Raw genomic sequence first — 19,565 nt, forward strand, 5'->3', positions numbered from 1 at the left:
ATCGAGTTCTGACATTATGCCACCGATGAAGGTATCGGATGCGCTCAGAGCCACAATGCGATTCCGCCGCTCGGGGGCGGAAGCTCCCACCGGTTTGGTCGCTCCCGTTCGTTCGGACCGTCGCACCAAGAACCTGACCAAACGGCTGCGCCCCGGCGACATCGCGGTGATCGACCACGTCGACCTCGACCGGGTCAGTGCCGAGGCCCTGGTGGGGTGCGGGGTGTCGGCGGTCCTCAACGTCGCCCGCAGCATCAGCGGCCGCTACCCCAACCAGGGGCCCGAGATGATCGTGGCCGCGGGCATCCCCCTGGTGGACGACGTCGACCCCGAGGTCCTCACCCGGGTCCGTGACGGGGAGCGCCTCCGGCTCCAGGGGGCCACCCTCTACCGGGGCGGTGAGGTCGTGGCCCGCGGTGTCCGGCAGGACAAGGACACGGTGGGCGCCGCCATGGCCGAGGCCCGTGCCGGGCTCGCCGCCCAGCTGGAGGCCTTCGCGGCCAACACCATGGCCTACCTCCAGCGTGAACGCGACCTCCTCCTGGACGGCGTCGGCATCCCGGTGATCGGGACCGCGGTGGAGGGCCGCCACGTCCTCATCGTGGTGCGCGGCTACCACTACCGGGAGGACATCGCCGCGCTCAGGCCCTACATCCGCGAGTTCAGACCGGTCATCGTCGCGGTGGACGGGGGAGCCGACGCGGTGATGGAGGCCGGATACCGGCCCGACATCATCGTCGGCGACTTCGACTCGGTCTCCGACAGGGCGCTGAGCAGCGGTGCCGAACTCGTGGTGCACGCCTACCGCGACGGCCGGGCCCCGGGGCTGCGGCGGCTGACCGACCTGGGCCACGAGGCCGTGGTGTTCCCCGCGACCGGCACCAGCGAGGACGTGGCGATGATGCTCGCCGACGGTTCGGGCGCCAGCCTCATCGTGGCCGTGGGCACCCACGCCACCCTGGAGGAGTTCCTCGACAAGGGCCGCTCGGGCATGGCCAGCACCTTCCTCACCCGGTTGCGGGTCGGCGGCAAGCTGGTGGACGCCAAGGGGGTGAGCCGCCTCTACCGGTCCCGTATCTCTCCGTGGGCGCTGCTCGGCCTGGTGGCCGCCTGCCTGCTCACCATCCTGGTCGCCGCCTACAGCTCACCGGCCGGGCAGGTCTATCTCACCTTTCTCGCGGCGCGCTGGGACGCGTTCGTCTACTGGATGACGGGGCTGTTCACGTGATCGACTTCCGCTATCACCTCGTTTCCATCGTCGCGGTGTTCCTCGCGCTGACCGTCGGGCTCGTCCTGGGCACCACGATGCTCCAGGACCCGCTGCTCAACACGCTGCAGTCCGAGACCGCGGACCTGCGCGGGCAGAGCGAGGAACTGCGTGCCGAACGCGATGACTCCGAACTGCGCAACGCCGGTGCCGACCAGCTGGCCGACGCCGTGGCCGGGGACGTCCTGGAGGACCGGCTGCTCGGCCGGGACGTGGTCCTGGTCGCGGTCCCCGGGACCGACGAGGACCTCGTGCACGCCCTGGGCGGGCGTGTCGAGGAGGCGGGCGGAGGGGTCGTGGGGCAGCTCGTGTTCGAGGAGGCGTTCCTGGACCGCGCCGACTCCGCCTTCGTCGACGAGCTCGCCCTCCAGGTCTGGTCCGGTTCCGAGGAGCTCTCCGGCAGCCCCTACGACAAGGCCGGGGTCGTGCTGGGCCGGGCGCTGGCCGCCGGGGACGGCGGCGACGGGGACAGCGAGGCCGCCGAGGGCTCCGATGACACCCGGGACGAGGAGGCCGCCGGGGGTGACGCCGAGGACGGGGACGACGCCGAGGGCGGCGGGCAGCGGGGCTCGGGCCAGGACGCGGAGGCGGTACTGTCCGCCTTCGCCGAGGGCGGACTGCTCTCGGTCGAGGGTTCCGTGGCCCGCTCGGCCGACACCGTGGTCGTGGTCGCCCCGGACGCTCCCCCCGAGAACGGTGCGGAGGAAGCCGGCGCCGCCCTGATCAGCCTCACCACGGCCCTGCACGAGGAGGTCGGGCCCGCCGTCCTGGCCGGGAAGGCCGCCTCGGGGCGGGGCGGCGGACTCGTCGCCCGGGCCCGGGCGCAGGAACCGCCCTTCGCCACGGTGGACGTGGCCGGACGGCCCACCGGCGACCTGGTCGTGGTGCTCGCCCTGGCCGAGTCCCTCACCGGATCGGGCGCCGCCTACGGCATCGGTGAGGGTGTTTCCGGTTACCTCCCCGATCCGCTCCCCGCGCCCGTCGAGCGTTCGGTGGCCGACGGCGAGGGGCAGGACCCGTCCGGCGACGGGGACGGCGACGGCGACGGGGACGGGGACCGCCGGGCCGCGCCCGGGAGCGGGGAGTGAACCCGGTGCGAGAGCCCCACGCCCTGCTCCGGGCAGGCCAGGGACTGGCCGGAGCGGCACTCGGTGCCCTGGCCGCCCGCTCCGCCTACCGGCTGCTGACCCGGGCCCGGGACGCCCCGCCCTCCGGGGCCGCCGGCGACCCCGACCGTCCGCAGACCTGGCAGCGCACCAACTTCCGCGGCCGTACCGTCACCCTCCAGGAGGGGCCCGCCCTGGCCTCGGGGGTGTGCGCGGCCTGTGCGCTCTGCCCGGGGCTGACCCCGCGCGTGCGCGCGGCCGCGGTCCTGGCCGCCGCCGGTTCCGCCGCCTTCGGCGCCTACGACGACCTCGCCGGGTCCGCGCGGGCCAGGGGGCTGCGCGGACACCTGGGCGCCCTGTCCCGCGGCGAGGTCACCACGGGGGCGGTCAAGATGGCGGGTATCGGGGCGACGGGTCTCGCCTGCGCGTTCATGCTGCGCAGGGGTCCGTGGGACACGCTGGCGGACGGGGCCCTGATCGCGGCCAGCGCCAACCTGGTGAACCTCTTCGACCTGCGCCCCGGGCGTGCGGTGAAGTTCGCCCTGCTCGCCGCGGCGCCCGCCCTGGCCTCACCGGCCGCGCCCCTGGTCGGCCCCGTGCTGGGGGCCGCGCTCGCCCTGCTGCCCGACGACCTCGCCGAACGCTCCATGCTCGGCGACGCCGGGGCCAACGCGCTGGGCGCCGCCCTGGGGGCGGCTGCCGCGGCCCGGGCCCCGCGGCCCGTTCGGCTGGCCCTGCTCGGCGGGGTGGTCGGGCTGACCCTGGCCAGTGAGCGCACGAGCTTCTCCCGGGTGATCGACGGCGTTCCCGTCCTGCGCCGCCTGGACCGGTGGGGCAGGGCCCTACCGGAGGAGTCCGCCGGGGGCGGGCCGAGGCGTGTACGGCGGGCGGTCCGGCGCAGGGGAGGGGCCGAGCCGGAGCCGGCCCCCGGGTGACTCGGGGGGTCGCCACGGCGGCGGCGCTCATCGCGGTGGTCACCGTGGGCGCCCGGCTGGCCGGATTCGGCCGCACGGTCGTCTTCTCGCAGACCGTCGGCGACACCTGTCTGGGCACCGCCTACGTCACCGCGAACCAGCTTCCCGCGGTGCTGTTCGAGATCGTCATCGGCGGCGCCCTGACCGCGATGGTGGTGCCGGTCCTGGCCGCCGCGGTCGAGCGCGGCGACCGGGAGCAGGTCCGGCACACCGCCTCGGCGCTGGTCACCTGGGTGCTGCTGCTGTCCCTGCCGCTGGCCGCCCTGCTGGCGTTGGTCTCGGTCCCGGCGATGACCCTGATGCTGGGCGCGGGCACCGGCTGCCAGGGCCGGGTCCTGGTGGAGCTGGCCGCGCGCATGCTGGTGGTGTTCGCCCCGCAGATCGTCTTCTACGGGTTGGCGGCCGTGCTGTACGGGGTGCTCCAGTCACACCGCCGGTTCCTGGGACCGGCCCTGGCGCCGCTGGTCTCCAGCCTCGTGGTCATCACCGTCTACCTGGTGTTCGTGCCGCTGGGCGCCGACCACCGCCAGGACATCGACGCCCTGCCGCTGTCCGCCGAGCTCACGCTCTCCCTCGGTACCACCGCAGGGGTGGCCGCGCTCTTCCTCACCGTCCTGGGGCCCGCCCGGGGGCTGCGGATCCGGCTGCGCCCCCGGTTCACCTTCCCGCCGGGGGTGGGTGAGCGGGTGCGGTCCCTGGCCGCGGCCTCCCTGCTGCCCCTGGTGGCGATGCAGGTGTCCCTGCTGCTCTCGGTGGCCCTGGCCAACTGGGGCGGGGGAGCGGGCGCGGCCGTCCTCTACAGCTACGCCTGGGCACTGTTCACCCTGCCCTACGGGGTGATCGCGGTGCCCATCGCGACCAGTGCGTTCACCGCGCTGGCGGTCGCCGACGCCGAGCAGGACCGGGCCGGGTTCGCCCGGTTGCTGTCGGTGAGCGCGCGGGCCGGCGTGGTGGTCACGGCCGGGGTCGGTACGGCTCTGGCCGCGGCTGCGGGCCCACTCGCCGCGGTCTTCGCGCAACTCGATCCGCTGCCGTTGGAGCGGGCACTGCTCGCCTACGCTCCGGGGGTGGTGGGCTTCGCTCTGCTGGCCCTGCTGAGCCGCGCGCTGTACGCCTCCCACCACGGGCGGAGCGCCGCCGCCGCCCAGGTCGTGGGCTGGCTCGCGGTGATGGTGTGCGCCTCCGCCCTGGTCTGGGTACTGCCTGCGGGGTGGGCCGTCGCGGGGCTGGGTACGGCGACCACGGTCGGGCTCACCCTGGCCGCGGCCCTGTTGTGCGCGGGGGTGGTCCGCGCCCACGGCCGTGACTGCCTGGCCGGGCTGGGGCGGTCCCTGGTCGCCGCGGTCCTGGCCGGTGGTGTCGGCTGGGCGGTGGGGCGAGCGGCCGCCTCGGGGCTGGCGGATCCCGCGCGGGGCTGGGGGGTCTGGGGGTCGGTGCTGGCGGCCGCTGGAACGGGTGCGGTGGCGCTGGTGGTCTTCGGCGCGGTCGCGGTCGCGGTGGACCGCGGTGCGTGGGCCGCGGTGGCCGACCGGGTTCGGAACGTACGTGAACGTAGGAGGGGGACACGGTGAACGGCAGGGTCGCGTTGGTCGTCGGGACCGTCAGCGGAGGGGTGGGCCGCCACGTCCGCTCGTTGGGGGAGGGGCTGCTGCGGCGGGGCTTCCAGGTGGCGGTGGTCGGACCGGCCTCGGCCGAGCGGGAGTTCGGGTTCTCGGAGGCGGGGATGCGTTTCGCGCCGGTGCAGATCGGTTCCTCGCCCTCGGCGGGGGACGCCGGGGCGGTGCTGCGGCTGCGGGCCCTGCTGCGAGGGGCCGACGTGGTGCACGCGCACGGGTTGCGGGCCGGCGCGGTGTGCGCGTTGGCGGGTGCCGGACCGCTGGTGGTGACCGCGCACAACGCCCCGCCCGTGGCACCGGGGCCGATGGGCGCGGTCTACCCGGTGCTGGAGCGGATCGTGGCGCGTCGGGCGCGGGTGGTCCTGGGGGTCTCCGGTGACCTGGTGCGTCGTCTGCGCCGGGCGGGTGCGCGGGACGCCCGGATGGCGGTGGTGGCGGCTCCGGAGACGGGGCGGCCGTTGAAGGGCAGGGAGGCCACCCGGGCGGATCTGGCGGTGGAGCCGGACCGTCCGCTGCTGCTGACGGTGGCACGGCTCGCGGAGCAGAAGGGCCTGGGGATGCTGCTGGAGGCGGCACCGTCGATCGCCGACCGCGTCCCCGAACCCGTGGTCGCGATCGCGGGGGACGGCCCGCTGTGGGGGGAGCTGCACGACACCGCGGCCGAGATGGACGTGGACGTGCGGATGCTGGGGCACCGCGGCGACGTCGCGGACCTGTTGGCCGCGGCGGACGTGTTCTGCCTCACGAGCTGGTGGGAGGGGCCCTCCCTGGTGATCATGGAGGCGCTCCGTGCCGGGCTGCCGGTGGTCGCCACCAGGGTGGGCGGGATCCCCGACCTGTACGCGGACACGGTCCTGATGGTGCCGCCCGGGGACGCCGGTGCGTTCGCGGCCGAGGTGGGCCGGGTGCTGGACGACCCCGCCCTGGCCGCCGACCTGCGGGCGCGGTCACGGGAGGCGGCCCGGGGGCTGCCCGCCGAGGAGGACGCGGTGGAGGCCGCGTGCTCGGTGTACAAGGCGGTGGCGCGCGGGTGAGCGGGTCCGGTGCGGGCCCGGGGGGCCGTCGGACGGTGTCCGGGGGGTGTGCGGGACGTGTCCTCGCGGTGCGGTGGCCACCGCCGCGCGGGTGACTTCCACAGAGAGGTCTTCGATGGCATGCTGAGGAACGGCTCGGATGGCGTAACCTGTTCTGGTGCGCTTCATGCGCCTGCTTCACCACGTGAGGGGAGTATCCCTGTCGCGGCGGTGCCGTCATCACGGAGTACAACGGCGTTCTCCCGGTTCCGTCGGTTCACACCGTTCCGGTGTGAGCGGGAGAGACCTCCGGTCTACTGCCGTGCGTGCAAAACGCTCGCGCGCACCAACCGGAGGAGAGTCCGTCCGTGAACGTTCCCCTGTGGGTCTGGGCTGCCACGATCGCTGCCATGGTTCTGATCCTGGCGCTGGATCTGGTGATCGTCGACCACCCGTGGAGTAAGACCAAGGGTCCCAAGGAGTTCGGGATGAAGCAGGCCGCCTGGTGGGCGGTCTTCTACATCGGCATCGCCGTGTTGTTCGGCTTCGGGGTGATGTACTTCGGCGGTGTGACCTCGGGCGCCGAGTACTTCGCCGGGTTCGTCACCGAGAAGAGCCTGAGCATCGACAACCTCTTCGTGTTCTACCTCCTGATGACCGCCTTCGCGGTCCCCAAGAAGTACCAGCACGAGGTCCTGCTCGTCGGCGTCGTCATCGCGATCGTCATGCGCGGCATCTTCATCGTCCTGGGCGCCCAGGTCATCAACGCCTGGAGCGAGGTCTTCTACCTCTTCGGCGTCTTCCTCATCTACACCGGGTACAAGATCGTCCGGGACCACCTGAAGGGTGACGAGGAGGACAAGGACTTCACGCAGACGCCGGTCGTGCGCATGGTCAAGCGGTTCTGGCCGGTGACCGACGACTACCACGGCCCCCACCTGACCGTGAAGCTCGACGGCCGCCGCCACGTGACCCCGATGCTGCTGGTGATCGTCGCGATCGGCGTCATCGACCTGGTCTTCGCCGTCGACTCCATCCCGGCCATCTTCGGCCTGACCCAGGACGCCTACATCGTCTTCACCGCCAACGCCTTCGCCCTGATGGGGCTGCGCCAGCTGTACTTCCTGCTGGCCGGCCTGATGGACCGCCTGGCCTACATCAGCTGGGGCCTGTCGGCGATCATGGTGTTCATCGGCGTGAAGATGATCCTGCACGCCCTGCACGAGAACGGGGTGCACGTCGTGGACATCGGCATCGGCGCCTCGCTGACCGTCATCCTCGGCATCATGACCGTCACCATCATCGGCAGCCTGGCCAAGTCCCGTTCCGTCGGTCCGGGGCGCTCGGGATCCGGTGGCGACCGGGACGAGCGGGACGCGACGGCCGACCGCTCCTGAACCCGGCCCGCCCGGCCCGCGGTGCGGGCGGTGCGGGCGCGGGGGATTGTGGAAACCCGCCTCCTTCGAACGTCTGTTCGCCTATAGTGGTGGTGTCCTGGCGCGTGAGCGCCACGGGCACCACCACTTCTGCGTGGTGGAAGAAACCGTCACGGGCGATCGTTAGTCTTGTCGGGTGGGGAGGCACGTCGTCCTCCCCCGTCCCTTCAGCGGCCCGGTTCCGGGGCCGCCGCGGCCCCGGGGGCCAGCGACCGCCGTACCGCGAATCCGCACACGGGTCAGCCGACGTCACGCGACGTGGTCCACGTCCTGTGCTTCAGAGCCGAAGGATGTCTCACTCGATGGTCGAACAACTCGTGGTCCGTGGAGCACGGGAGCACAACCTCAAGGACGTGTCCCTGGACCTGCCGCGCGACTCCATGATCGTGTTCACCGGCCTGTCCGGTTCGGGCAAGTCGTCGCTCGCCTTCGACACGATCTTCGCCGAGGGGCAGCGCCGCTACGTCGAGTCCCTGTCGGCGTACGCCCGCCAGTTCCTCGGGCAGATGGACAAGCCCGAGGTCGACTTCATCGAGGGGCTCTCGCCCGCGGTGTCCATCGACCAGAAGTCGACCAGCCGCAACCCCAGGTCCACGGTCGGCACCATCACCGAGGTCTACGACTACCTGCGCCTGCTCTGGGCCCGCGTGGGCGTTCCGCACTGTCCGCAGTGCCGCCGCGAGATCGCCCGGCAGACGCCGCAGCAGATCGTCGACCGGGTCATGGAGATGACCGAGGGCACCCGCTTCCAGGTGCTCGCGCCCGTCGTGCGCGGCCGTAAGGGCGAGTACGTCGAACTCTTCAAGGACCTGCAGTCCAAGGGCTACACCCGCGCCGTCGTGGACGGCCGGGCGGTCCGGTTGGACGAGGCGCCCAAGCTCGGCCGCTACGACAAGCACGACATCGCCGTGGTCGTCGACCGGCTCAGCGTCAAGCCCGGCTCCCACGGGCGGCTCACCGACTCGGTCGAGACCGCGCTCAAGCTCGCCGGCGGCACCATCGTCCTGGACTTCGTGGACCTGGCGGCCGACGACCCCGAGCGCGAGAAGGTCTTCTCCGAGCACCTGTACTGCCCCTACGACGACCTCTCCTTCGAACAGCTCGAACCGCGCTCCTTCTCCTTCAACGCCCCCTACGGCGCCTGCGACGACTGCTCGGGTCTGGGCACCCGGATGGAGGTCGACGCCGAACTGCTGGTCCCCGACCCCGAGAGGACCCTGGCCGAGGGCGCCATCGCCCCCTGGTCGAGCGGGCCCAACGGCGGCTACTGGGAACGCATCCTCAAGGCCCTGGGCGAGGCCGTGGGCTTCGACACCGACACCCCCTGGGAGCGGCTGCCGCGCCGCGCGCGCAAGGCGATCCTGGAGGGGCACGACACCCAGGTCCACGTCAGCTACCGCAACCGGTACGGGCGCAGCCGCTCCTACTACACCGAGTTCGAGGGCGTGGTGCCCTGGGTCAAGCGCCGCCACTCCGAGGTGGAGAGCGACCACACCCGGGAGCGGCTCGAGGGCTACATGCGCTCGGTGCCCTGCCCGACCTGTGACGGCACCCGCCTCAAGCCGGTCGTGCTCGCGGTGACGGTGGGCGGCAAGTCCATCGCCGATGTGGCCTCGATGGCGCTCAGCGAGAGCGCGGCCTTCCTGGCCGACCTCAAGCTCTCCGACCGCGACATGGTCATCGCCGCGCAGGTGCTCAAGGAGATCAACGCCCGACTCGGTTTCCTGCTGGACGTCGGGCTCGACTACCTCAGCCTGGCCCGGTCCTCCGGCTCGCTCTCCGGCGGTGAGGCCCAGCGCATCCGGCTGGCCACCCAGATCGGCTCCGGGCTGGTGGGCGTCCTGTACGTCCTGGACGAGCCCTCCATCGGCCTGCACCAGCGCGACAACGCCCGGCTCCTGGAGACCCTCCAGCGGCTGCGCGACATCGGCAACATGCTCATCGTGGTCGAGCACGACGAGGACACCATCCGCGCCGCCGACTGGGTCGTGGACATCGGCCCCGGCGCCGGCGAGCACGGCGGGCACGTCGTGGTCTCGGGCATCGTCGACGAGCTGCTCACCTCGACCGACTCGCTGACCGGTGACTACCTCGCCGGGCGGCGGGTCATCGAACTGCCCCCGCAGCGGCGGCCGCTGACCCGGGGACACGAGCTCGTGGTCCGGGGCGCGCGGGAGAACAACCTCCACGGCATCGACGTGTCCTTCCCGCTGGGCGTGTTCACCGCGGTCACCGGTGTGTCCGGTTCGGGGAAGTCCACGCTGGTCAACGAGATCCTGTACAAGGCCCTGGCCAAGGAGCTCAACGGCGCGCGCAGCGTGCCCGGCCGCCACCTGAGGGTCAACGGCATGAACAAGGTCGACAAGGTGGTGCACGTCGACCAGAGCCCGATCGGCCGTACTCCGCGCTCCAACCCGGCGACCTACTCCGGTGTCTTCGACCACGTGCGCAAGCTGTTCGCGCAGACCACCGACGCCAAGACGCGCGGCTACCAGCCGGGCCGGTTCTCCTTCAACGTCAAGGGCGGCCGCTGCGAGGCCTGCTCCGGTGACGGCACGCTCCGCATCGAGATGCAGTTCCTGCCCGACGTGTACGTGCCCTGCGAGGTCTGCCACGGGGCCCGGTACAACCGGGAGACCCTCCAGGTGAAGTACAAGGGCAAGAACATCTCCGAGGTGCTCGACATGCCCATCTCGGAGGCCCTGGAGTTCTTCGAGCCGGTCAACGCGATCCGCCGCCACCTGCAGACCCTGGCCGACGTGGGGCTGGGGTACGTGCGGCTGGGGCAGCCCGCCACCACGCTGTCGGGTGGTGAGGCCCAGCGGGTCAAGCTCGCCGCCGAGCTCCAGCGCCGCTCCACCGGCCGGACCGTGTACGTGCTGGACGAGCCCACCACCGGCCTGCACTTCGAGGACATCCGCAAGCTGCTGGGCGTCCTCAACCGGCTGACCGACACCGGGAACACGGTGATCGTCATCGAGCACAACCTCGACGTGATCAAGACCGCCGACCACGTCATCGACATGGGCCCCGAGGGCGGGTCCGGCGGCGGCACGCTCGTGGCCGAGGGCACCCCCGAGGAGGTCGCCGCGGTCGCCGAGTCCTACACCGGGCAGTTCCTGGCCAAGCTGCTCTAGGGGCCGTCCGCACGGCGCCCGCGGAGCCCGCGCCCCGTCCGCGCGGCGCGGGCTCCGCGGGACCCACCCCGGTACGGGGCACCCGGCCTGGCCTACTACATTGTGTAGTGGAATTCAGGCGCAGGTGAGGAGCGTTCGGTCGTGGCCGGAAAGAGGACATGCGGGTGCGGGGTGAGCAGGCGGCGTCTGCTCGGTTCGGCGGGGGCGGCGGCCGCCGTGTCCGCCGTGAGCGCCTGCGGAGAGCCTCCCAGCCCGCAGGAGGTCCGGCGCGGGCACGTGGTCGGCCAGACCACGGACGTGCCGGAGGGCGGCGGGGCGGTGTTCAGCCACAGCAAGCTGGTGGTGACCCAGCCCGAGGAGGGCGAGTACAGGGCCTTCAGCGCGGCCTGCACCCACGGCGGCTGCACGGTCCAGGAGGTCGAGGACGAGGTGATCCGCTGCCTGTGCCACGGCAGTGAGTTCGACATGGCCTCGGGGGAGCCGCTGGCCGGACCGGCCAAGGAACCCCTGGAGTCCTTCACCGTCACGGTCGACGGAACCGACATCATCCTCGACTGAGCACACGAGCGGGAAACGACGGAGCCCCGCCGAGAACTTCTCGGCGGGGCTCCGTCGTCTGCGTCGTCTGCGACCCGGTCGGGCTCAGACCTCTTCCGGGTTGCCCGCCCGGGCGGACCCGTTGGTGCTGGCTTGGGCCGTGCCCGAGGCGGCGGCCCGGCGGAACGCCGAGGTGGGGAACTGCGCGGCGTAGTCGGAATCGTCGTTCCCGGCACCGGTGACGAACTCGGTGCGGCTGCGCGGCAGCGACTCCGGGTAGTTGGTGGCCAGCCAGGTGATGAGGTGCTCGCGGATCTCGCAGGCGATGTTCCACTGGTCGCCGGTGTCGGCGGCGGTGGCGACCACGCGGACCTGGACCTCACCGGTTCCGCTGATGTCCACGACCTGGCAGGACCAGCTGCGGCCGTCCCAGTGCCTGCTGCCGGTGATCAGGTGCCCGGCCTCCTCGCGGAGCTCGCTGATGGGCACCTCCCAGTCCAGGGGGAGCACCACCTTGGCGGTGATGTTGGTGCCCGACTTCGTCCAGTTCTCGAAACTGGTCGTGGTGAAGTTGACGACCGGTACGACCAGGCGGCGCTCGTCCCAGATCTTGATGGTGACGTTGACCAGGCTCAGTTCCTCGACCCGGCCCCACTCGCCCTCGACCACGACCACGTCGCCGATGCGCAGGGCGTCGCTGAAGGCCAGCTGGAGCCCGGCGAACAGGTTGCTCAGGGTCGACTGGGCGGCAACACCGGCGACGATACCGATCACACCGGCGGAGGCCAGGAGCCCGGCGCCCAGCGCGCGTACGGCGTCGAAGGTGAAGAGGATGGCGGCGATCGCCAGGACCACGATGATGGAGGTGATCACCCGGCGCAGCAGGCGGACCTGGGTCTGCAGCCGGCGGGCGCGGCGGTCGGCGTCGCCGTTCTTGGCCGACAGCCGCTGCAGCACCATGTCGGTCGCCGCGTAGGCCAGGCTGATGCCCAGGGCCGTCAGCGTGCCGATCATCAGGATCTGCATCGCGTGCTGGATGACCTGGTAGGTGTTCCAGCTCACGTCTTCGCGGTCGGGCAGGGCCAGGTTGGCGCCCAGGACGGCGGCCGCGGTGTAGGCGGTCACGGCCGAGCGCGAGACCACGTAGCGCGCGTTCGGCCACACCTTGCCCAGCTTGTGGGTGAGCAGCCAGTGCACCACGAAGACCAGGGTCATGGAGACCGCGACGGCGACGCCGATCGCGATCCAGGGCGTGATGCTCACGGCGGGGAGCCCCCTTATCGTTTATTCCGGGAAGTTGCGGCGGTACCAGCCCAACCTAGACTACGCAGATATCCAATCGTGACGTTTGATTGAACGAATATCCGGGGGTGAGCTGCCCCACCGGCGGACGTGAGCCGTACAGGTGGCCGTCCGTCCTTCGGACCCACCAGAATGGGGTCATGGCTGCGACTCCTCACCTGCGCCCCGCGCCCGGATCGATCCCGACCGAACCGGGTGTCTACCGGTTCCGGGACGCCTCCGACCGGGTCATCTACGTGGGCAAGGCCAAGAACCTGCGAGCGAGGCTGTCCTCCTACTTCCGGGACTTCGCCGGGCTGCACCCCCGTACCCAGCAGATGGTCTCCACCGCCGCCGACGTGGACTGGACGATCGTCGGCACCGAGGTCGAGGCGCTCCAGCTGGAGTACTCGTGGATCAAGCAGTACAACCCGCGGTTCAACGTCAAGTACCGCGACGACAAGAGCTACCCCTACCTCGCGGTGACCCTCCAGGAGGAGTTCCCGCGGGTGCAGGTGATGCGCGGCGCCAAGCGCAGGGGCGTGCGCTACTTCGGCCCCTACTCGCACGCCTGGGCCATCCGCGAGACCGTCGACCTGCTGTTGCGGGTCTTCCCGGTGCGCACCTGCTCGGCCGGGGTCTTCCGGGGCGCACGCAACAGCGGCCGTCCCTGCCTGCTCGGCTACATCGGCAAGTGCGTGGCGCCGTGCGTGGGCAGGGCCACGCCGCAGGAGCACCGCGCCCTGGCGGAGGACTTCTGCTCCTTCCTGGCCGGGGACACCGGGCGCTTCATCCGGGAGCTGGAGAACCGGATGAGCGAGGCGGCCGGGGAGATGGAGTACGAGCGGGCCGCGCGGATCCGTGACGACATCGAGGCGCTGCGCGCCGCCTTGGAGAAGCAGGCCGTGGTCCTGCCCGACTCCACTGACTGCGACGTCATCGCCATGTCCGAGGACCCCCTGGAGGCGGCGGTCCAGATCTTCCACGTGCGCGGCGGCCGGATCCGCGGCCAACGCGGCTACGTGGTGGACAAGGTCACCGACGCCGACTCCGGTGAGCTCATGCAGACCTTCCTGCGCCAGATCTACGGCGCCCTGGACGGCGAGGAGGAGACGGCGGGCACCGGTACCTCCGTGCCCCGCGAGGTCCTGGTCTCCCACGAACCGACCGACCGCGAGGCCGTCGCCACCTGGCTGTCCGAGCACCGCGGGTCGGCGGTGGACCTGCGGGTGCCCCAGCGGGGCGACAAGAAGTCCCTGATGGAGACCGTCGACAGGAACGCCCGTGAGGCTCTGGCCCGGCACAAGACGCACCGCGCCGGGGACCTGAGCACCCGCGGCCGCGCCCTCAACGAGATCCAGGAGGCGCTGGAGCTGCCCGAGGCGCCGCTGCGCATCGAGTGCTTCGACATCTCCAACCTCCAGGGCGAGCACGTCGTCGCCTCGATGGTGGTCTTCGAGGACGGCCTGGCCCGCAAGTCCGAGTACCGGCGCTTCTCGGTCCGCGGCAGCGGCGCCGGGGGAGCCGAGCAGCATGACGTCGCCGCCATGTACGAGGTGGTCAAACGGCGTTTCCGCCGCTACCTGGAGGAGAGTTCGCGCTCCGGTGAGGTGGCGCGGATGGGCGGCGGGCCGACCGGCCCCGGGCCCGAACCCGACCCCGGGGCCGCCCCCGGGGCCGAGCCCGCGCCCGGCAAGTTCGCCTACCCGCCTAACCTGGTGGTGGTGGACGGTGCCCGGCCCCAGGCCGCGGCGGCCCGGCGTGCGCTGGAGGAGCTCGGGATCGAGGACGTGGCGGTGTGCGGTCTGGCCAAGCGCCTGGAGGAGGTGTGGCTGCCCGAGGACGAGGACCCGGTGATCCTCCCGCGTGCCGGTGAGGGCCTCTACCTGCTCCAGCGGGTGCGCGACGAGGCGCACCGCTTCGCCGTCCAGTACCACCGGCAGAAACGGGCCAAGGCGCTCACCGGCAGCAGCCTGGACGAGCTGCCGGGTCTCGGTCCGACGCGCAGGACGGCGCTGATCAAGGAGTTCGGTTCGGTGAGACGACTGGCCTCGGCGAGCGCCGAGGAGATCGCCGCGGTGCCCGGGATCGGTCCCAAGATGGCCGAGGCCGTGCACGCGCACCTGTCCGGCGGCCCCGGTCGGCAGGGCGGGGACGACGGGGCGACGGCAAGGCAGAGCACAGACGGGGGAGGAGACACATGACGGTCGAACTGGGCGGGGAACTACCGCCCGAGGTGGTCATCGTCACCGGTATGTCCGGTGCGGGTCGCAGCACGGCGGCCAGGGCCCTGGAGGACCTGGACTGGTTCGTGGTGGACAACCTGCCACCGGGCCTGCTGCCGACGATGATCGAGCTGGCGGGCCGCACCCACGGAGCGGTCCCCCGGGTCGCGGTGGTGGTGGACGTGCGTTCGCTCGCCTTCACCGAGGACCTGCTGTCCACGGTCGAGGAGCTGCGCAAGCGCGACATCACCGCGCGGGTGCTCTACCTGGAGGCCTCCGACGAGGCACTGGTCCGCAGGTTCGAGAGCGTCCGCCGTCCGCACCCCCTCCAGGGGGACGGCAGGGTGACCGACGGTATCTCCCGTGAACGGGAGACCCTGTTCGCGGTCCGGGGTGAGGCCGACCTGGTCATCGACACCTCCCAGCTCAACGTGCACCAGCTCAAGGCCCGGGTGATCGGGTTCTTCGGGGAGAGCGACGAGGTGCGCCCCCGCGCCAACGTGGTCTCCTTCGGTTTCAAGCACGGGCTGCCGGTCAACGCCGACCTGGTCCTGGACTGCCGTTTCCTCCCCAACCCGCACTGGGTTCCCGAGCTCAGGCCGATGAGCGGCCGCGACGAGCCGGTCCGTGACTACGTGCTCTCCCAGGACGGCGCGAAGGAGATGCTGGAGGCGTACTCGGAGGTCCTGAAGCTGACCACCGCCGGCTACGAGCGCGAGGGCAAGCACTACATGACCCTGGCGATCGGCTGTACCGGCGGAAGGCACCGCAGCGTGGCGATGGCCGAACAGTTCGCCGGGCGCCTGCGCGGACAGGGCGTGGACGTGAACGTCGTCCACCGGGACGTGGAAAGGGAATAGTCCGGAGGCGGCCCGCTGGTGAACCGAATCGCCAAGAGCGGCGTCTTCCCTTACATTGGCCCGGTCATTATTGGTGCCGGTCCGGAGGGGGCAGGCCAGAGGCATGTCGAAGAGCACCGCGTCGGACGGGGACGACCTCGGGCGTCCGCCCCGGGTGGTGGCGCTGGGGGGCGGGCACGGCCTGCACGCCTCGCTTTCGGCGCTGCGCAGGGTGACCACGGACGTCACCGCGATCGTGACGGTCGCTGACGACGGGGGTTCCAGCGGTCGGCTGCGGGAGGAACTGGGCGTGCTGCCGCCCGGTGACCTGAGGATGGCCCTGGCGGCGCTGTGCGGGGACGACGAGTGGGGGCACACCTGGAGCCAGGTGCTCCAGCACCGGTTCCGCTCCGAGGGCGACCTGCACGGCCACGCGGTGGGCAACCTGCTGATCGTCGCGCTCTGGGAGCTCCTGGGCGACTCGGTGGCCGGGCTGGACTGGGTGGGCCAGCTCCTGGGCGCCCACGGCAGGGTCCTGCCGATGTCGTCGGTGCCGTTGGAGATCTCCGCGGAGGTGTCGGGGATCGACCCGGCCCGGCCCGAGGAGCTCACCACGGTGCGCGGCCAGGTGGCCTGCGCGAGCACCAGCGGCCGGGTGCGCTCGGTCTCGCTGCTCCCGGGGGACCCTCCGGCCAGCCCGCAGGCGGTCAAGGCGGTGCGTGAGGCCGACTGGGTGGTGTTCGGCCCCGGTTCCTGGTTCACCAGTGTGCTGCCGCACCTGCTGGTGCCCGAACTCGCGCACGCCCTGGTCACCACCCGGGCCAAACGGCTGGTCGCCCTGAACCTGTCGCCCCAGCGGGGGGAGACCGACGGTTTCCGGCCCGAGACCTACCTGGAGGTGCTGCGCGAGCACGCGCCCAAGCTTGGGGTGGACGTGGTGCTGGCCGACTCCGGAACCGTGGAGGACGTCACCCCGCTCATGTCGGTGGTGGGTGAGCTGGGCGGCCGTCTGGAGCTGGCCGAGCTGAGCCGTGACGACGGCACGCCCCGGCACGACGCCGACCGGCTCGCCACCGCCCTGGAGCGGATCCTGGGGCCCGAGGGCCGCTGAAGGGGCTGCGGGCCGTCGTTTCCCTCCCGGGGGTTTCCCCGTGGCCCGCGTCCGGGAAAGGTGGCCCCATGGACGCTCACCGTATCCACCTGGAACGTGTCTACGACGAGGTGCGCGCGCAGGAGCACCCCGGGCAGGAGGAGGTCCCGCCCGGGAGCCGGTTCCTCGTGGACCGGCTCTGGCCCCGCGGCGTGCGCAAGAGCGCGCTGGCGGAGGGCCGGTGGATCAGGGACGCCGCGCCCAGTTCCGGACTGCGTACCTGGTTCGGGCACGACCCGGGCCGCTTCGCGGAGTTCGCCGGGCGCTACCGCGCCGAGCTGGAGGAGCACCCCGAGGTGCTCGCCCCGATTCTCTCGGCGGCGCGTTCGGGGCCGGTGACCCTGCTGTACGCGGCCAAGGACACCGAGCACAACCACGCGGTCGTGCTCCGGGACCATCTGGAGTCCCTTCTGTCCTCCTCCGGCCCCGGGAGCAATTGACCGCACAACGCCACGAAGACCGACACGCCCCCTGTGAGCAGGGAAGGGGGATCGGCAACACGCCGTGCGGGGGTCGGTGTGAGAGCCCGCGTCACGTAGTCTGCACCGAGAAAGCCGCCCGTGGCCCGGCCCCGTGGCGGCACCCCGGCACCGGGTGTGCGGTGTCGGAGTTCTGCCAGTTCAAGGGGAGGATCGCAGCGATGGCGATGACCGGCGTGGTGAAGGACGAGTTGAGCCGTCTGGCGATTCTCAAGCCATGCTGCCGCAAGGCGGAGGTGTCCACCATCCTGCGTTTCACCGGAGGACTCCACCTGGTGGGCGGGCGGATCGTGATCGAGGCGGAGCTCGACACGGGGGCCGCCGCCCGTCGGCTGCGCAAGGACATCTCGGAGGTCTTCGGGCACGAGTCCGAAGTGGTGGTGCTCTCCCCGAGCGGGCTGCGCAAGGGCAACCGGTACGTGGTGCGGGTGATCAAGGACGGGGAGTCCCTGGCCCGCCAGACCGGTCTGGTGGACAACAACGGGCGTCCGGTGCGCGGCCTTCCCCGGCACGTCGTCGCGGGAGGCGCCTGCGACTCCGAGTCCGCCTGGCGCGGTGCCTTCATCGCGCACGGCTCCCTGACCGAGCCGGGCCGTTCGATGTCGTTGGAGGTCACCTGCCCGGGTCCCGAGGCGGCGCTGGCGCTGGTCGGCGCCGCCCGTCGGCTGAAGGTGCACGCCAAGGCGCGCGAGGTGCGCGGCGTGGACCGGGTGGTGGTGCGCGACGGTGACTCGATCGGTGCGCTGCTGACCCTGCTGGGCGCCCACCAGAGCGTTCTGACCTGGGAGGAGCGCCGGATGCGCCGGGAGGTACGGGCCACCGCGAACCGGCTCGCCAACTTCGACGACGCCAACCTGCGCCGCAGCGCCCGAGCCGCGGTCGCCGCGGGCGCGCGGGTGGAGCGGGCCCTGGAGATCCTGGGCGAGGACGCCCCCAAGCACCTGGTGGCCGCCGGTCAGCTGCGGCTGGCACACAAGCAGGCGTCCCTGGAGGAACTGGGCCAGCTGTCGGTTCCGCCGTTGACCAAGGACGCCATCGCCGGGCGTATCCGCAGGCTGTTGGCCATGGCCGACAAGCGGGCCAGTGATCTGGGCATCGAGGGCACAGAGGCGAACCTCACTCCGGACATGCTCGTTCCCTGACCCCGGGTGGGGCCGAGCGGAACGGAACGCGGACGCAACACGGATGTTCGGCTTTGTTAACTGCGAAAACTCCGGGATAACTTCCGAAAATGGTATAGACCTCTTCGCTTTGCGGTGCCAGGATGGTCGCGAAACCGCGAGGGGTCGAAGAGCTGTCGGACACGGGGTGGGAACTGCTCCCCGCCGACACTCCGCTAGGCTCTCTGTGAACACCTGTTATGCGTTCACGCTGCTCAACACCGGTGGCTCCGGCCGTACCAGTCCGGATCCCCGGAGCGGCCGGACGCCCGGGTGAAAATGATGTGCGACAAATGAGGAGATTGGTTCCGTGACCATCCGTGTAGGCGTCAACGGCTTCGGTCGGATCGGCCGCAATTTCTGGCGCGCGGTCGCCGCTGGCGGCAGCGACATCGAAATCGTCGCGGTCAACGACCTCACCGACACCAAGACGCTCGCGCACCTGCTCAAGTACGACACCGTGCTCGGCACCCTCGAGGGCAACCTCGAGGTCGGTGAGGACTTCATCCGCGTGGGCGACCAGACCATCAAGGTCCTGGCCCAGCGCGACCCCGCCCAGCTGCCCTGGGGCGAGCTGAACGTCGACGTCGTCGTCGAGTCCACCGGTATCTTCACCAAGGCCGAGGACGCCAAGAAGCACATCGCCGCCGGCGCCAAGAAGGTCATCATCTCCGCCCCGGCCAAGGGCGAGGACATCACCGTCGTGATGGGCGTCAACGACGACAAGTACGACGCCGCCAACCACGACGTCATCTCCAACGCCTCCTGCACCACCAACTGCGTGGCGCCGATGGCGAAGGTGCTGCTGGACAACTTCGGTGTCCAGCAGGGCTTCATGACCACGGTGCACGCGTACACCAACGACCAGGTCATCCTGGACCTCCCGCACAAGGACCTGCGTCGCGCCCGCGCGGCCGCGCAGAACATCATCCCGACCAGCACGGGTGCGGCCAAGGCCACGGCCCTGGTCATCCCCGAGCTCGCGGGCAAGCTGGACGGCATGGCCATGCGCGTCCCGGTCCCGGACGGCTCCGCCACCGACCTGGTCGTCACCCTGGACCGCGAGGTCACCAAGGACGAGGTCAACGCGGCGTTCAAGGCCGCGGCCGAGGGCCCGCTCAAGGACGTCCTGGTCTACACCGAGGACCCGATCGTCTCCTCCGACATCGTCGGCACCGCGCCCTCCTGCACCCTGGACGCCGGGATGACCATGGTCTCCGGCAACCAGGTCAAGATCCTGGGCTGGTACGACAACGAGTGGGGCTACTCCAACCGCCTGGTCGACCTGGCCAAGCTGGTCGGCTCCAACCTGTAGCCGGTCCGCCGACCCCATGGTCGCGAACGC

The 19,565-nt window shown here is 71.4% G+C and carries 15 protein-coding genes; 14 read left to right on the top strand and 1 reads right to left on the bottom strand.

Annotated elements, in window-relative coordinates:
* Positions 1–55 precede the first annotated feature (55 nt).
* The 8 genes from steA (at position 56) to AC0VYD_RS09275 (ending at position 11,107) form a co-directional block, all read left to right on the top strand.
* Positions 56–1,228, top strand: a complete 1,173-nt coding sequence (gene steA, locus AC0VYD_RS09240; RefSeq protein ID WP_475479471.1) for a putative cytokinetic ring protein SteA — start codon at positions 56–58, stop codon at positions 1,226–1,228.
* On the top strand, positions 1,225–2,355 hold the full coding sequence (locus AC0VYD_RS09245; RefSeq protein ID WP_475479472.1) for a copper transporter: 1,131 nt from the start codon (positions 1,225–1,227) through the stop codon (positions 2,353–2,355). Before steA ends, AC0VYD_RS09245 begins: the two co-directional genes overlap by 4 nt.
* 5 nt (positions 2,356–2,360) lie before the next feature.
* Positions 2,361–3,308 (top strand): hypothetical protein, encoded by a 948-nt coding sequence (locus AC0VYD_RS09250; RefSeq protein ID WP_475479473.1) that lies wholly within the window; start codon positions 2,361–2,363, stop codon positions 3,306–3,308.
* Positions 3,305–4,918 (top strand): murein biosynthesis integral membrane protein MurJ, encoded by a 1,614-nt coding sequence (gene murJ / locus AC0VYD_RS09255; protein WP_475479474.1) that lies wholly within the window; start codon positions 3,305–3,307, stop codon positions 4,916–4,918. The genes AC0VYD_RS09250 and murJ overlap by 4 nt, the downstream gene beginning before the upstream one ends.
* Entirely contained in the window at positions 4,915–5,997 is a 1,083-nt protein-coding gene (locus tag AC0VYD_RS09260) for a glycosyltransferase family 4 protein (protein WP_475479475.1), read from the top strand. The genes murJ and AC0VYD_RS09260 overlap by 4 nt, the downstream gene beginning before the upstream one ends.
* Positions 5,998–6,344: 347 nt before the next feature.
* A complete protein-coding gene (locus AC0VYD_RS09265) occupies positions 6,345–7,373 on the top strand; it encodes a TerC family protein (RefSeq protein ID WP_475479476.1) in 1,029 nt (342 codons plus the stop codon).
* A 341-nt stretch (positions 7,374–7,714) separates the two neighbouring features.
* The gene (gene uvrA, locus AC0VYD_RS09270; RefSeq protein WP_475479477.1) at positions 7,715–10,549 is read left to right on the top strand and encodes an excinuclease ABC subunit UvrA; all 2,835 of its coding nucleotides are present in this window, start codon (positions 7,715–7,717) and stop codon (positions 10,547–10,549) included.
* Between the two features lie 171 nt (positions 10,550–10,720).
* Positions 10,721–11,107, top strand: a complete 387-nt coding sequence (locus AC0VYD_RS09275; RefSeq protein ID WP_452548433.1) for a Rieske (2Fe-2S) protein — start codon at positions 10,721–10,723, stop codon at positions 11,105–11,107.
* An 84-nt stretch (positions 11,108–11,191) separates the two neighbouring features.
* Here AC0VYD_RS09275 and AC0VYD_RS09280 read toward each other — a convergent pair whose 3' ends face one another.
* Positions 11,192–12,349, bottom strand: coding sequence for a mechanosensitive ion channel family protein (locus AC0VYD_RS09280; RefSeq protein WP_475479478.1), 1,158 nt, complete (start codon positions 12,347–12,349; stop codon positions 11,192–11,194).
* A 179-nt stretch (positions 12,350–12,528) separates the two neighbouring features.
* Here AC0VYD_RS09280 and uvrC point away from each other — a divergent pair, with 179 nt between their 5' ends.
* The 6 genes from uvrC to gap all read left to right on the top strand — a co-directional run bounded on the left by uvrC (position 12,529) and on the right by gap (position 19,535).
* Positions 12,529–14,571: an excinuclease ABC subunit UvrC gene (gene uvrC / locus AC0VYD_RS09285; RefSeq protein ID WP_475479479.1), complete on the top strand. Its 2,043-nt coding sequence runs from the start codon at positions 12,529–12,531 to the stop codon at positions 14,569–14,571.
* Entirely contained in the window at positions 14,568–15,452 is an 885-nt protein-coding gene (rapZ, locus tag AC0VYD_RS09290; RefSeq protein WP_475479480.1) for an RNase adapter RapZ, read from the top strand. Before uvrC ends, rapZ begins: the two co-directional genes overlap by 4 nt.
* Positions 15,453–15,555: 103 nt before the next feature.
* Entirely contained in the window at positions 15,556–16,542 is a 987-nt protein-coding gene (locus AC0VYD_RS09295) for a gluconeogenesis factor YvcK family protein (RefSeq protein ID WP_475479481.1), read from the top strand.
* A gap of 68 nt (positions 16,543–16,610) precedes the next feature.
* The gene (locus AC0VYD_RS09300) at positions 16,611–17,021 is read left to right on the top strand and encodes a DUF488 domain-containing protein (protein ID WP_475479482.1); all 411 of its coding nucleotides are present in this window, start codon (positions 16,611–16,613) and stop codon (positions 17,019–17,021) included.
* A 200-nt stretch (positions 17,022–17,221) separates the two neighbouring features.
* Complete coding sequence (whiA, locus tag AC0VYD_RS09305; RefSeq protein ID WP_473040979.1) at positions 17,222–18,202, top strand: DNA-binding protein WhiA; 981 nt, start codon at positions 17,222–17,224, stop codon at positions 18,200–18,202.
* 328 nt (positions 18,203–18,530) lie between these two features.
* Positions 18,531–19,535 carry a type I glyceraldehyde-3-phosphate dehydrogenase gene (gap, locus tag AC0VYD_RS09310; RefSeq protein WP_473040504.1) on the top strand — a complete coding sequence of 335 codons (1,005 nt, stop codon included), beginning with the start codon at positions 18,531–18,533 and terminating at the stop codon, positions 19,533–19,535.
* Positions 19,536–19,565 lie beyond the last annotated feature (30 nt).

It is taken from the genome of Nocardiopsis sp. iso_40, from assembly GCF_056173285.1.